Genomic DNA, 13707 nt, shown 5'->3' with positions numbered 1-13707 from the left:
GAGCCGAGCCATGTCGAAGATCCGTCCCAGCCAGGGCGCCCCGTATGCGCGCATCTTGGGCGTGGGCGGCTACCGTCCCGTGCGCGTGGTGCCCAACGAGGTGATCCTGGAGACGATCGACTCCTCCGACGAGTGGATCCGCTCGCGTTCCGGCATCGCCACCCGGCACTGGGCCTCGGCCGATGAGACCGTCTCGGCGATGTCGATCGAGGCCTCCGGCAAGGCGATCGCCGACTCCGGCATCTCCGCCGACCAGATCGGCGCCGTGATCGTCTCCACCGTCTCGCACTTCAAGCAGACTCCGGCGGTGGCGACCGAGATCGCCGACAAGCTGGGCACCGGCAAGGCGGCCGCCTTCGACATCTCGGCCGGCTGCGCGGGCTTCGGCTACGGTCTGACCCTGGCCAAGGGCATGATCGTCGAGGGTTCGGCCAAGTACGTCCTGGTCATCGGCGTGGAGCGGCTCAGCGATCTGACCGACCTCCAGGACCGTGCGACGGCGTTCCTGTTCGGCGACGGCGCGGGCGCGGTCGTCGTGGGTCCCTCGGACGAGCCGGCCATCGGCCCCACCATCTGGGGTTCGGAGGGCGACAAGTCGGAGACCATCAAGCAGACCGTGCCGTGGACCGAGTACGACAGCTCGGGCAAGTTCCCCGCGATCACGCAGGAGGGCCAGGCGGTCTTCCGCTGGGCCGTGTTCGAGATGGCGAAGGTCGCCCAGCAGGCGCTGGACGCGGCCGGAATCAGCCCGGACGACCTGGATGTCTTCATTCCGCACCAGGCCAACATGCGGATCATCGACTCGATGGTGAAGACTCTCAAGCTGCCGGACCACGTCACGGTCGCCCGTGACGTGGAAACCACCGGCAACACCTCGGCCGCCTCGATCCCGCTCGCTATGGAGCGGCTCCTGGCGACCGGACAGGCGAAGAGCGGCGACACCGCGCTCGTCATCGGCTTCGGGGCGGGTCTCGTGTACGCCGCGACGGTCGTTACCCTCCCCTAGGCACTCCGGATCTCCGGAAGCCCGCAAAAGCCCGTAATTCGAAGCGTCACAAACGAAGGAGCGCCAACATGGCCGCCACGCAGGAAGAGATCCTCGAAGGTCTCGCCGAGATCGTCAACGAGATCGCTGGTATCCCGGTCGAGGACGTCCAGCTGGACAAGTCCTTCACCGACGACCTGGACGTCGACTCGCTGTCCATGGTCGAGGTCGTCGTCGCCGCCGAAGAGCGCTTCGACGTCAAGATCCCGGACGAGGACGTCAAGAACCTCAAGACCGTTGGCGACGCCGCCGGCTACATCCTGAAGCACCAGGCCTGATTCAGGACCTGAATTCGGGCTGCCACCCAGCGGTGGCGCCGCTGATTCACGTCCCTTACACACGTGGAGAAACTTCCTGTGAGCTCGACCAATCGCACCGTGGTCGTCACCGGTATCGGCGCAACCACACCGCTGGGTGGCGACACCGCCTCGACCTGGGAAGGTCTGCTGGCGGGACGCTCCGGTGTCCGCCCCCTGGAGGGCGAGCGCTTCGCCGAACTGCCGGTCAGGATCGCGGCTCCGGCCGCGGTCGACCCCGGTGAGGTGCTGCCCCGCCCGCTCGCCCGCAAGCTGGACCGCTCGGCGCAGTTCGCGCTGATCGCGGCCAAGGAGGCCTGGGCGGACGCGGGCTTCACCGCTCCGGCGGGCGACGAGGCCGGCATCGCACCCGAGCGGCTCGGCACGGTCATCGCGTCGGGCATCGGCGGTGTCACCACCCTGCTCGACCAGTACGACGTGCTGAAGGAGAAGGGCGTACGCCGCGTCTCCCCGCACACCGTGCCCATGCTCATGCCGAACGGCCCGTCGGCCAACGTCGGCCTGGAGGTGAACGCCCGGGCGGGCGTCCACACCCCCGTCTCCGCGTGCGCCTCGGGTGCCGAGGCCATCGGGTACGCCGTCGAGATGATCCGCACCGGCCGCGCCGACGTCGTGGTCGCCGGCGGTACCGAGGCGGCCATCCACCCGCTGCCCATCGCGGCGTTCGCCAACATGATGGCGATGTCCAAGAACAACGACCACCCCGAGCACGCCTCGCGCCCCTACGACAAGGGCCGTGACGGCTTCGTCCTGGGTGAGGGCGCCGGTGTGGTGATCCTGGAGTCCGCCGAGCACGCCGCCAAGCGCGGGGCCCGGGTCTACTGCGAGGTGCTCGGCCAGGGCCTGTCGGCCGACAGCCACCACATCGCGCAGCCCGAGCCGACCGGCCGGGGCGTCGCCGCCGCGGTGCAGAACCTGCTCGACTCCACCGACCTCAAGCCGGCCGAGGTGGTCCACCTCAACGCGCACGCCACCTCGACGCCGCAGGGCGACATCGCCGAGATCAAGGCGCTGCGCAAGGTGCTCGGCGACGACCTGGACCATGTCGCGATCTCCGCGACGAAGTCGATGACCGGCCACCTCCTCGGCGGCGCGGGCGGCATCGAGACCGTCGCCACGGTGCTCGCGCTGTACCACCGCCTGGCTCCGCCGACCATCAACATCGAGGAGCTCGACGACGAGGTCGACCCGGCTCTGGTCAGCAGCGAGGTGCGCAAGCTCCCCGAGGGTTCGATCTCCGCGATCAACAACTCGTTCGGCTTCGGCGGCCACAACGTGGTGCTCGCCTTCCGCTCGGTCTGAGCGCGGCCCCTGCCGGGCTGACCCGTACACGGCTGAAAGGGCCCCACCGTCCGGTGGGGCCCTTTCGCATACGCGGGTGGTGGTGTCAGACGACCTGGTGCAGCCAGCGCACCGGGGCGCCCTCTCCCGCGTAGCGGAAGGGCTCCAGTTCGTCGTCCCAGGGCTTGCCGAGCAGCTTGGCGATCTCGGCCTCCAGGTCGGTCTCGCCCTGGACGGAGCGGGCGAGCGCGGCCCGCAGCCGGTCCTCGGGGATCAGGATGTCGCCGTGGATGCCGGTCACGGCGTGGAAGATGCCGAGGTCGGGCGTGGCGCTGTAGCGCTCGCCCTCGGCGGTGGCGCAGGGCTCGGCCGTGACCTCGAAGCGCAGCAGGTGCCAGCCGCGCAGCGCGGAGGCGAGCTTGGAAGCCGTCCCCGGTTCGCCCCGCCAGGAGAACTCGGCTCTCCAGGTGCCGGGCGAGGCGGGCTGGCGGATCCAGTCGAGCTGGACGCGCACCCCCAGAACGCCGGCCACCGCCCATTCGACGTGCGGGCACAGCGCGCGCGGGGCGGAGTGGACGTAGAGAACTCCACGTGTCGTCACCGGGACCTCCAGTGCGGTTCGAGGTTCGCCTTCCCCAGCGGCCTCGCGCCCCTGCCGTTCCCGGTCAGGACAGCACCTGACATTCTGCCCCTGGGTTCAACAGTAAACAGCATCGGGAGCTAATCTCCTGAAATGGGACAGTATGTGACGTGATGTAATTTACCGGAGTCGTCTGGCGTGGTTCCTCTGGCTGGACGGGCCAAAGCTACCGCGCGGAGCTGTGCCAAGGGTGTCGTACTGTCGGTCGGGGCGCCCCGAGAACACCAAGCTTTCACTCGCGAGGACGCCGCGATGGCCCAACGACCGACACACACAGGGGGACCCGGGATGCAGGACAGCCGCCGGAGCCGTCGCGTCCGCGCCGCGGCCGCCCTTCTCGCCGCGTCGGCCCTCGCCCTGACCGCGGGTTGCGAGTCCGGCGGGGGCTCGTCCGCGGCGAGCCCGGCCGCCTCCAAGAAGCCGTCGCCGAGCCCCTCCCCCGCGTGGAACCGCAGCCCGGCGTCGATCGCGGCGATCGGTGACTCGATCACCCGCGGCTTCGACGCCTGCCAGGTGCTCGCCGACTGCCCGGAGGTCTCCTGGGCCACCGGCAGCGATCCCGCCGTCGACTCGCTCGCGGTACGCCTGCTCGGCCCGGCGGCCCCCGCACACAGCTGGAACTACGCCAAGACCGGCGCCAGGATGGCCGATCTGCCGGCCCAGATGGAGCGGGCGGCCGCCCAGCACCCGGGTCTTGTCACGGTGATGACGGGGGCGAACGACGCCTGCCGTGACGATGTGGCGGCCATGACGCCGGTGGCGTCCTTCCGCGCCGACTTCGAGACGTCCCTGCGCAAGCTGCGCGCGGTGTCCCCGACGTCCCAGGTGTACGTGTCGAGCGTGCCCGATCTGAAGCGGCTGTGGTCGACGGGGCGCGGCAGCCCGCTCGGCAAGCAGATCTGGAAGCTGGGGATCTGCCGGTCGATGCTGGCCGACGCGGATGATCTGGGGCCGGCGGCGACGCGGCGGCGGGAGGCGGTGTACGAGCGGGTCGTGGCGTACAACGAGGTGCTTCGGGGGGTGTGTGCGGGGGATCGGCGGTGCCGGTACGACGGGGGGGCGGTCTTTGCGTACGCGTTCGGGGGTACGCAGCTCAGCCCCTGGGACTGGTTCCACCCCAGCCGCGACGGCCAGGCCCGCCTGGCCGAAATAGCCTACGCCCAGGTAACAGCCCCCTCCTGACCCCAACCCCCTGGGGCTCCGCCCCAAACCCCGAGGCCCTTTGCCCACCCACCCGCCCGTAGGCGCAGGGTTGGATGGCCCGGGCCTTCCTGGGGCTCCGCCCCAGACCCCGTTCGCGCCTTAGAAGCCATCTCATTTGGGCGACTCGGTATTCTGTGAGTCATGGTGGGGATCGTTGAGCGTCTGGTGCCGGACGAGTTGTGGGAGTTGTTCCAGCGGGTGGTGCCGGAGGCGCCGTCGAGGCCGCAGGGCGGTGGTCGGCGTCGGCACGGGGACCGGGAGGTGCTGGCCGCGATTGTCTTCGTGGCCACGTCGGGTTGTACCTGGCAGCAGCTGCCTTCGGCGTCGTTCGGGCCGTCCGGAGCGACCGCCCACCGGCGGTTCTCGGAGTGGTCGAAGGCCAGAGTGTGGGCCAAGCTCCACCGCCTGGTCCTCGACGAACTCGGCGCCCGCGGCGAACTGGACTGGTCTAGGTGCGCGATCGACTCGGTGAACATGCGGGCCCTGAAAAGGGGGACCTGACGGGTCCGAATCCTGTCGACCGGGGCAAGTACGGCTCGAAGATCCACCTGATCACCGAACGGTCCGGTCTGCCCATATCCGTCGGAATCTCCGGGGCCAACCTGCACGACAGTCAGGCCCTGATCCCGCTCGTGAAGGGCATCCCGCCGATCCGCTCGCGCCGCGGCCCGCGCCGCCGCAAGCCCAGCAAACTCCACGCCGACAAGGGCTACGACTACGCCCACCTGCGGCAATGGTTACGCGAACGCGGCATCACCCACCGCATCGCCCGCAAGGGAGTCGAGTCCTCGCAACGGCTGGGCCGCCACCGCTGGACCGTGGAACGCACCATGGCCTGGCTCGCCGGCTGCCGACGACTCCACCGCCGCTACGAACGCAAGGCCGACCACTTCCTCGCCTTCACCAGCATCGCCTGCACCCTCATCTGCTACCGCCGACTCGCCAAATGAGATGACTTCTAAAGGGCGCTCGTCCTCAATCGCCGGACAGGCTGAGGTGCCGGCCAGCACCGAGCAGTTAAGAAGCCATCTCATTTGGGCGACTCGGTATTCTGTGAGTCATGGTGGGGATCGTTGAGCGTCTGGTGCCGGACGAGTTGTGGGAGTTGTTCCAGCGGGTGGTGCCGGAGGCGCCGTCGAGGCCGCAGGGCGGTGGTCGGCGTCGGCACGGGGACCGGGAGGTGCTGGCCGCGATTGTCTTCGTGGCCACGTCGGGTTGTACCTGGCAGCAGCTGCCTTCGGCGTCGTTCGGGCCGTCCGGAGCGACCGCCCACCGGCGGTTCTCGGAGTGGTCGAAGGCCAGAGTGTGGGCCAAGCTCCACCGCCTGGTCCTCGACGAACTCGGCGCCCGCGGCGAACTGGACTGGTCTAGGTGCGCGATCGACTCGGTGAACATGCGGGCCCTGAAAAGGGGGACCTGACGGGTCCGAATCCTGTCGACCGGGGCAAGTACGGCTCGAAGATCCACCTGATCACCGAACGGTCCGGTCTGCCCATATCCGTCGGAATCTCCGGGGCCAACCTGCACGACAGTCAGGCCCTGATCCCGCTCGTGAAGGGCATCCCGCCGATCCGCTCGCGCCGCGGCCCGCGCCGCCGCAAGCCCAGCAAACTCCACGCCGACAAGGGCTACGACTACGCCCACCTGCGGCAATGGTTACGCGAACGCGGCATCACCCACCGCATCGCCCGCAAGGGAGTCGAGTCCTCGCAACGGCTGGGCCGCCACCGCTGGACCGTGGAACGCACCATGGCCTGGCTCGCCGGCTGCCGACGACTCCACCGCCGCTACGAACGCAAGGCCGACCACTTCCTCGCCTTCACCAGCATCGCCTGCACCCTCATCTGCTACCGCCGACTCGCCAAATGAGATGACTTCTTAAGGGGCGCGAGGAACTGCGCAAGACGCGACCACAGCCCGCGGACGAACACGGGCTTTGGGGGCGCGGGGAACTGCGCAAAAAACGACCACGGCCCGCACATGACCGGGGGGTTAGGGGCGCGGGGAACTGCGCGGGAAGCGGCCACGGCTCGCAGGGTCGAGAGGGTTTAGGGGCGCGGGGAACTGCGCAAAACGGGGCCCCGGGCCGCGGCCGGGAGGGGCTGGGGGAGCTGCTCGCGGGGGGGGGCTGGGAGTCGCCCCCTGGCCGGTGCGCAGAGCCGAACCCCCCTTAAATCCCCAGCACCGCCGCCAGGCGAACATCCTCCAGGGAGTGGCACGCCCGCACCTCGTACGGCCCGGGCACGAAGCGCCACGCCCCCTCCCCCTCGTCCCAGATCTCGAACGCCCGCCCGCGCAGCGGGATATCGACCTCCACCGCGACGCCCGCGTCCGCCGCCACGGAGGCGAACCCGGCCAGCCAGCGCCGCGGGCGCTCGACCGGGTCGGCGACGGGTGCCAGATAGATCTGGACGGTCTCGCGGCCGGCCCGGGCCCCCGTGTTGCGGACCCGGACCTTGGCGTGGGTGGGTGTCACCTCCAGGGACTCGTACTCCCAGGTGGTGTAGCCGAGCCCGTGCCCGAAGGGGTAGGCGGGGGTCACCCCGTGCCGGTCGTAGGCCCGGTAGCCGATGAACAGGCCCTCGGAGTAAGGGAGTTGGCCCCGCGTCGGGCGGACCTCGGTGACGGGGGCGTCGGCGAGGGCGGCCGGCCAGGTGGTGGGCAGGCGTCCGCCGGGCTCGGCGTGGCCGAGCAGCACGTCGGCGAGGGCGGCGCCGCCCTCCTGGCCGGGGAACCAGCTCAGGAGCACCGCCGCCACGGACTCGCGCCAGGGAAGCTCCACCGGGGAGCCGGAGTTGACGATCACGACGGTCCGGGGGTTGACGGCGGCGACCGCGCGGACGAGGTCGTCCTGGCGCCCGGGAAGGCGCAGATCGCGCCGGTCGAAGCCCTCGGACTCGACGCGGTCGGTGGTGGCGACCACCACCACGGCGAGCTCGGCCGCCCGCGCCGCCTCGACGGCCTCGGCGATCAGTTCGTCCGGGTCGCGCCGCGGGCCGAGGTGGGTGAGCGAGAACATCACGGCCGTGAGCGGGGCGCCGGCCGGCCCCTGCACGGTGTGCAGGAGCGACACCTCGACGGTCTCGCCCTCGGTGAGGTGGACGCGCCCGCGTTCGGCGGGGGCGCCGAAGAACGCCTCGAACGGGTCGGCGCCGTCGCGCGGGGACTGGCTGCCCTCCCACAGGACGCGCCCGTCGACGGTGAGCGCGAACGCGCCGATGCCCCGGGTGCCGAAGGTGTGCTCGCCACTCTCGCGCGGGGTGAAGGTGCCGGTGACCTCGACGGAGTGCAGCGCCTCGTGGGTGACCCCGGCGGGCAGGTCGTCGCCGATCCACTGGACCTGGCCGCTGGGCAGCGATCCGGCCCCCAGGACGTTCCCGTCGGCGTCGTGGCAGACCGCGCGGAGCGTGAACCCCTGGTCGGCGGGGGCGAGTTCGTCGCTCGGGTCGGCGCCGACGCTGTACGTCAGGGCGCCCGCGGGCAGCGCCGCGGTGAGGCCGTCGAGCGGGGAGACGACGTGCTCGGGGAAGACGGTGGCGGAGCCGCCGCCGAGCACCCGGGCATCGCGGGCCGCGGCGCCGCTGAGCGCCACCGTGCCGATGCGGTCCGGGTCGACGGGCAGGGCACCGCCTTCGTTGCGTACGAGGACGAAGGAGCGGCGGGCCACCTCGCGGGCGAGCGCCGGGCCGTCGAGGGCGGCGGGGAGTTCGGTGACGGCCCCGTCGACGCCGTCGAGGATGCCGACGCGGGCGGCGAGCCGCAGCACGTTGCGTACGGCGTCGTCGACGACCGACTCGTCCACCTCGCCCTTGCGGACGGCGGCGGCGAGCGCGTCCCCGTACACGGTGCGGGGGCCCGGCATGGCGACGTCGAGGCCGCCGAGGATGTCGCCGACGGTGGAACGGGCGGCCATCCAGTCCGAGACGATGAACCCGTCGAAGCCCCATTCGCCGCGCAGCACCTCGCTCTGGAGGTGGTGGTGTTCGGTCATGGTGGTGCCGTTGACCTGGTTGTAGGCGGACATGATGCCCCAGGGGTGGGCGTTTTCCACGATGGTCTCGAACGGGGCGAGGTAGAGCTCGCGCAGCGGGCGGGGGGCCACGACGTTGTCGACGGTGAAGCGGTCGGTCTCGGCGTCGTTGGCGACGAAGTGCTTGACGGTGGTGCCGACGCCGCCGCTCTGGACGCCGCCCACGTAACCGGAGGCGATCTCGCCCGTGAGGCAGGGGTCCTCGGAGTAGCACTCGAAGTGGCGGCCGCCGAGCGGCGAGCGGTGCAGGTTGACGGTCGGCGCGAGCAGGACGTGGACGCCCTTGCGGCGGGCCTCCTGGGCGAGCAGCACCCCGGCGCGGCGGGCGAGGTCCGGGTCCCAGGTCGCGGCGAGCGCGGTCGGCGAGGGCAGCGCGATCGAGGGGTCGTCCGCGCTCCAGCGGACCCCGCGCACCCCGATCGGGCCGTCGGACATGACGAGCGAGCCGAGCCCGATCTCGGGCAGCGCGGGCAGCGACCACATGTCCTGCCCGGCGAGCAGCCGGGCCTTGGCCTCCAGATCGAGCCTGCCGAGGGCCGCCTCGACGACCTCGCTGTAGTCGGGCGTGGAAACGGGTGTGCCGGCCACGGTCGTACCTCCTCATAGAAGTCCGCTGCTGGGACCATCGTGACCGGTTCGCCTGTAGAGCGGTAGGGTTAGTTATACTTCCGTGACAATTGACTGCCGTACGGGATGCCGTACTGGATGCCGTACGGTCCTCTCGGACCATCGACGGACGGCACGAAACGGGGGCGGACATGGCGAGGACCAGGAGCGCCAGAAGCGAGGAGCGGCGCGCGGACATCCTGCGGGCCGCCCTGGAGGTCATCGCGGAACGCGGCTACCGGGGCTCGTCCCTGGGCGCGGTGGCCGAGCGGGTCGGCCTCACCCAGCAGGGCCTGCTGCACTACTTCCCCACCAAGGAGGCCCTGCTCCTGGCCGTCCTGGAGGAGCGGGACCAGTGGGACACCGGGGGCCGGCGGGCCACCCCCGGCGGCTGGCGCCTGGAGCTCCTCGCCTCGCTGGTCGAGTACAACGCGATGCGGCCCGGCATCGTGGGGACGTTTTCGGCCCTGCTCGGCGAGTCCGTGACCGAGGAGCACCCGGCCCGCCCCTTCTTCACCCGCCGTTACGCCCAGGTGCGCCAGGAGATGGCGGGGGTGCTGCGCGCCGAGTTCGGCGACCTGCTGCCCGGCGGGCTCACGCCCGAGCGTGCGGCGCCGCTGCTGGCGGCGGTGATGGACGGCCTCCAGTTCCAGTGGCTGCTCGACCCGGACGCGGTGGACATGGCCGACGCCTTCCGCGACTTCATGACGCTGCTGTACGGCCCGGAGGGACCTGGCGGCCCGGAGGGACCGGGCGGCTCGGACGGCTCGGACGGCTCGGACGGCTCATAAGCCCCCCTGTTCACTGGGGACTTCCTTGCGAATACTGGGCGCCACCGGACTTCGACGGAAGGATCTGTGGTGCGACGACGTGTACGGGTGGCGCGGCTGGGTTGCGCGCTGGCGGCGATGACGTTCTGCACGCTGCTCGGCCCGGCCCCCGCGCAGGCGGCGACCGGGCCCGGGCAGGCGACCGTGGAGGAGCAGCGCCTTGAGCGGCCGGCGGCCAAGGAGATCCTGGAGCGCGGCGGATTCGCCGGTGTGGCCCCGGGGTTCGCCCGCGAGCTGGCCGGTGCGCGGTCCTACGAGGCGGCGCGGCGCCTGGTCGAGCGCGAGGGGAGCGGGCTGTGGCGGCGCGCGGTGGACCGGGTGCAGGGCAGGGGGCCCGCGGGTGGCGACCTGAGCCGCGACGACGACCGCCCGCTGTACTGGGCCAGGCTCGGCCTCACCCGTGAACTGCGGCTCTGGCAGCCCGAGTTCACTCTCACCCAGGCGAGCCGCGCGGCCCTCCTGGACCGCTTGGAGCAGACCTCGCGCGGACAGACCAGCGTCAACTACCCCGCGGGCGGCGGCTACAAGCGGATCCTGCTGACCGGCTTCGACCCGTTCACGCTGGACCGCGACATCCGGATCAGCAACCCGTCCGGGGCGACCGCGCTGGCCCTGGACGGCACCTGGATCCGCACCGCCGACGGGCAGCTCGCACGGATCGAGACCATGACGTTCCCGGTGCGCTGGCAGGACTTCGCGGACGGGGTGGTCGAGCGGGCCCTGACACCGGTGCTGCCGAAGGTCGACGCCTTCACCACGGTCAGCCAGGGCCGCGTCGGCCGGATCGACGTCGAGCGGTTCAACGGCGCCTGGCGGGGCGGCTTCCCGGACAACGACAACGCGTCGAGCACCGGGCCGGTCCCGGTGAGCGACCCGGCGTCCCAGCCCCAGTGGACCCGCACGACGCTCCCGTATCAGGACATCGTGGCGGGCGCGACCGGCCGCTTCCCGGTGTACGACCACACCGACGTCACCGAGATCCCGGCCGGCGGGTCGGAGCCGGTGGACCGCCCGGACGGGCCGACTCCGGGCTCGACCGCGCGGGCCGGGGGCGGCGGCGACTACCTCTCCAACGAGATCGCCTACCGCGCCACCCTGCTCCGCGACCGTCTGGGGCTCTCCGTCCCGGGCGGCCATGTACACGCCCCGGTCCTGGAGTTCGGCCCGGCCAACACCGACCCGGCCACGGGCTCGGTGACGGACCCCCAGTTCGTGCGCAACCGCTTGGACATCGTCGCCCAGATACGAGCGATCATCCGAGCGGCCACCCGCTAGGGTCTGTCCGGCGGATCTGGTCGCCTCCCGCAGGGCTCGGCTTCTGCGTCCTGGTGAGCGGGGGCCTGGTGCGTCCAGATGCAAGGCGGAGGAGGGCGACGACGCGGAGCGTCGGCAACCGACGACAACGCGGCAGATGGGCGTGCCAGGCCCCCGCGTCCCAGACAAGATCCGCCGGACAGGCCCTAGCCCCCACCCGACACCGACCCCGCCAGGAGGTGTCCCATGCCCGGCACCAGCCCTGCCAGGGGCGCGGGGAACTGCGCGACCAGCCACCCACGGCCCGCAGACGAGAACGGGGTTTTGGGGGCGCGAGGAACTGCGCAAGAAGCGACCACGGCCCGCAGGTGCGAGAGGGTTTAGGGGCGCGGGGAACTGCGCGACCAGCCACCCACGGCCCGCAGACGAAAACGGGGTTTTGGGGGCGCGAGGAACTGCGCAAGAAGCGACCACGACCCGCAGCACCGGGCAGCCACGCGCTGCGGCGCCGCCCGATCGCCCCCCGGCCTCACCCCCCGGCGCGGATACGGTCCGCAGCACGCGCGAGGTCCCGCGCCGCCAGTTCCGGATACGCGCCGAGCCGGTCATGCACCGCGCCCAGCACCGGAAGCGGCGCCGTCGCGGTGGCGAGCGCGAGGTCCTTGGCGGCCAGCGCCGTGGCGAAGGCCGCCTCGGTGGCCAGCGCCCGCCGCGCCGCGCCGCCCAACGCGCTCGCCAGCAGCGTCCGTTCGGCCATCGCGGCGGGCACGCCGAGGCGGTCGGCGAGGGCGAGCGCCTCGGCGACAACGACCACACCGCCGACCAGGGCCGTGTTGACCACCAGTTTGAGCGCGGCGGCCGAGCCGAGCGGCCCGCAGCGCGTCACGGTGCCCAGCGCGCCGAGCACCTTCTCGACGCCGTCCGCCTCACCGCCCACCAGGACGCCCAGCTCACCCGCGGCCGCCTTGTCGACGCTGCCGAGCACGGGCGCGTCCAGGAGGGTCACGCCCTCGGGCAGGAGTCCGGCGAGGTCGCGCACGGCGTCCGGCCCGATCGTCGACATCTCGATCCAGTGGGTGCCCGGCCGCAGTTGGGGCGCCGCGCTCGTCACGACCGCGGCCACGGCCGCCGGGTCGGCGAGCATGCTGATGACGACATCGGCACAGCGGACCGCGTCGCCGGGGGTGGCGGCGACGGCCGCGCCCCGGGCCGCGAGCCCTTCGGCCCGGGCGGCCGTGCGGTTCCATACGGTCAGCGAGTGTCCTGCGTCGAGGAGCCGGGTGGCCATCGGCGTGCCCATGCCGCCGAGTCCGAGAAAAGCGATCGTCGTCGTTGTCATGGCTCAGACGCTATGAGACTCCGAACCATGCGACAAGCGAATGTCTAGCATGACTCCCATGCCAGTCACGCATAGCTTGTATGAGGTCTTCCTGCGGGTCGCCGCCGACCGCTCCTTCACCTCGGCCGCCGCCTCGCTCGGCTACACCCAGTCGGCGGTGTCGCGTCAAGTCCAGTCCCTGGAGACCGAGTTGGGGGCGCGGCTCTTCGACCGGCTACCCCGGGGCGTCCGGCTCACCGAGGCCGGACGGGTGCTGCTCCCGCACGCCGAGGCGGTACGCGACCGGCTCACGGCGGCCCGCGCGGAACTCGACGCGCTGCGCACCCTGGACGGCGGACTGTTGCGGATCGGCGCGTTCGCGACGGCCGACGCGGCGTTGCTCCCCCGCGCCCTCGCCGCGTTCCGCGCGCTGCGGCCGGGGGTGAGCGTGGCCCGCACCGAGGGCCCTTCGGCCAAGCATCTGCGGCTGCTCGCGGCCGGGGACCTCGATGTGGCCGTGGTCAGCGACACGGCGGGCCAGTCCCTGGACGGCTGCACCCTGCACCATCTGCTCGACGAGCCCATGTACGTCGCCCTGCCCCAGGGCCATCGGCTCGCGGGCCGGGGCGAGGTGAGGCTGTCCGAGCTCGCCGACGAGGAGTGGGTGGCCGGGTCGGCGCGGCCCGAGGACACCCTGCTGCGCTCCGCCGCCGAGGCGGGCTTTCGGCCACGTACCGCCTATGTCGTCCAGGACTGGATCGCCAAACAGGGCTTCGTCGCGGCGGGCCTCGGGGTGACCCTGCTCCCGGCGCTCGCCGCCGATTCGGTACGCGCCGACATCACGCTGGCCGGGGTCCACCCCGAGGACGTGCCCCGCCGGGCGGTCTACGCGGCGACCCCGCGCGGCCTGACCCACTCCCCCGCCACGTCCGCCTTCCTGGCCCAACTGCGGCGATCGGCGCGGGAGTTGATGGATGACGTCGCCGCCAGGTGACGGCGGGCTCCGGTGTCCGGCGGTTCAGAGGGCGGGCGGGGTCCGGGCCGGGTCACCGTCGCCCATCGCGCCCGCGCCCGGCGACTGGCCGTCCGCGCGCCGCAGTCCGCCGCCCACGCGTCGAGGTTCGCCGCCCACGCGTCGAGGTTCGCCGCCCACGCGTCGGGTTTCGTCGCCCGCGCGGCGCGT

12 protein-coding genes are annotated in these 13707 nt (G+C 72.0%); 9 read left to right on the top strand and 3 right to left on the bottom strand.

The genetic code is table 11. From position 1 onward, the window contains the following. The first annotated feature begins 10 nt into the window (after window positions 1–10). The 3 genes from DWB77_RS26295 (at window position 11) to DWB77_RS26285 (ending at window position 2664) form a co-directional block, all read left to right on the top strand. Entirely contained in the window at window positions 11–1006 is a 996-nt protein-coding gene (locus tag DWB77_RS26295; protein ID WP_120723687.1) for a ketoacyl-ACP synthase III, read from the top strand. Window positions 1007–1074: 68 nt separating this feature from the next. Then, the gene (locus DWB77_RS26290; RefSeq protein ID WP_120723685.1) at window positions 1075–1323 is read left to right on the top strand and encodes an acyl carrier protein; all 249 of its coding nucleotides are present in this window, start codon (window positions 1075–1077) and stop codon (window positions 1321–1323) included. Window positions 1324–1401: 78 nt separating this feature from the next. Further along, window positions 1402–2664: a beta-ketoacyl-[acyl-carrier-protein] synthase family protein gene (locus tag DWB77_RS26285; protein WP_120723683.1), complete on the top strand. Its 1263-nt coding sequence runs from the start codon at window positions 1402–1404 to the stop codon at window positions 2662–2664. Between the two features lie 85 nt (window positions 2665–2749). Here DWB77_RS26285 and DWB77_RS26280 read toward each other — a convergent pair whose 3' ends face one another. Then, window positions 2750–3244 carry a DUF3145 domain-containing protein gene (locus DWB77_RS26280; protein WP_120723681.1) on the bottom strand — a complete coding sequence of 165 codons (495 nt, stop codon included), beginning with the start codon at window positions 3242–3244 and terminating at the stop codon, window positions 2750–2752. 327 nt (window positions 3245–3571) lie between these two features. Between DWB77_RS26280 and DWB77_RS26275 the strand changes: the two genes are divergently transcribed. The 3 genes from DWB77_RS26275 (at window position 3572) to DWB77_RS26265 (ending at window position 6355) form a co-directional block, all read left to right on the top strand. After that, window positions 3572–4465, top strand: coding sequence for an SGNH/GDSL hydrolase family protein (locus DWB77_RS26275; protein WP_120723680.1), 894 nt, complete (start codon window positions 3572–3574; stop codon window positions 4463–4465). 162 nt (window positions 4466–4627) lie between these two features. Beyond that, window positions 4628–5436 (top strand): IS5 family transposase gene (locus DWB77_RS26270; RefSeq protein WP_246033784.1). Its coding sequence is split into 2 segments (ribosomal slippage): window positions 4628–4976 and window positions 4976–5436, totalling 810 coding nucleotides; the frame shifts between segments, so codons are not numbered across the junction. Between the two features lie 110 nt (window positions 5437–5546). Further along, window positions 5547–6355 (top strand): IS5 family transposase gene (locus tag DWB77_RS26265; RefSeq protein ID WP_246033784.1). Its coding sequence is split into 2 segments (ribosomal slippage): window positions 5547–5895 and window positions 5895–6355, totalling 810 coding nucleotides; the frame shifts between segments, so codons are not numbered across the junction. 301 nt (window positions 6356–6656) lie between these two features. On the opposite strand, the gene DWB77_RS26260 is transcribed toward DWB77_RS26265, so the two are convergent. After that, window positions 6657–9104: a glycoside hydrolase family 3 protein gene (locus DWB77_RS26260; protein ID WP_246033640.1), complete on the bottom strand. Its 2448-nt coding sequence runs from the start codon at window positions 9102–9104 to the stop codon at window positions 6657–6659. A gap of 170 nt (window positions 9105–9274) precedes the next feature. On the opposite strand from DWB77_RS26260, the gene DWB77_RS26255 reads away from it, so the two are divergent. Beyond that, window positions 9275–9913 carry a TetR/AcrR family transcriptional regulator gene (locus tag DWB77_RS26255; protein WP_120723679.1) on the top strand — a complete coding sequence of 213 codons (639 nt, stop codon included), beginning with the start codon at window positions 9275–9277 and terminating at the stop codon, window positions 9911–9913. Between the two features lie 117 nt (window positions 9914–10030). Then, complete coding sequence (locus DWB77_RS26250) at window positions 10031–11227, top strand: pyroglutamyl peptidase (protein ID WP_120728266.1); 1197 nt, start codon at window positions 10031–10033, stop codon at window positions 11225–11227. Window positions 11228–11735: 508 nt separating this feature from the next. On the opposite strand, the gene DWB77_RS26245 is transcribed toward DWB77_RS26250, so the two are convergent. Continuing rightward, on the bottom strand, window positions 11736–12545 hold the full coding sequence (locus DWB77_RS26245; RefSeq protein WP_120723677.1) for an NAD(P)-dependent oxidoreductase: 810 nt from the start codon (window positions 12543–12545) through the stop codon (window positions 11736–11738). Between the two features lie 49 nt (window positions 12546–12594). On the opposite strand from DWB77_RS26245, the gene DWB77_RS26240 reads away from it, so the two are divergent. Next, window positions 12595–13518: a LysR family transcriptional regulator gene (locus tag DWB77_RS26240; protein ID WP_120723674.1), complete on the top strand. Its 924-nt coding sequence runs from the start codon at window positions 12595–12597 to the stop codon at window positions 13516–13518. Window positions 13519–13707: the final 189 nt, after the last annotated feature.

It is taken from the genome of Streptomyces hundungensis (assembly GCF_003627815.1).
Lineage (GTDB): Bacteria > Actinomycetota > Actinomycetes > Streptomycetales > Streptomycetaceae > Streptomyces > Streptomyces hundungensis_A.
The sequence above is the reverse complement of the archived record's forward strand: the minus strand, read 5'-3'. Positions and strand labels throughout refer to the sequence as shown.